Raw genomic sequence first — 256 nt, forward strand, 5'->3', positions numbered from 1 at the left:
TCTGTTACCGCTCGACTTGCATGTGTTAGGCCTGCCGCCAGCGTTCAATCTGAGCCATGATCAAACTCTTCAATTAAAAAGTTTTATGTCTTTCGACAGCTCAATGAATTCTGAATTTTTTAATATCTTTCGATATTGAATTGACTGTGCCGAATAATTACCGAAATAACTATTCTGTTGGTCACTCAGTTTTCAATTGAGACTCTAATTTGTTTGCCTCGCTACCTAAGTAGGTTGGCTGTTAGAACTCAATCTG

At 38.3% G+C, this 256-nt stretch carries 1 rRNA gene; it reads right to left on the reverse strand.

Annotated features, from left to right (window positions below):
* Positions 1 to 76, reverse strand: a 16S ribosomal RNA gene (locus H5120_RS20090); the annotation flags it as partial.
* Between the last annotated feature and the right edge of the window lie 180 nt (positions 77 to 256).

The sequence above is a fragment of the Pseudoalteromonas sp. SR43-2 genome (assembly GCF_014163885.1).
Classification (GTDB): Bacteria; Pseudomonadota; Gammaproteobacteria; order Enterobacterales; family Alteromonadaceae; genus Pseudoalteromonas; species Pseudoalteromonas distincta.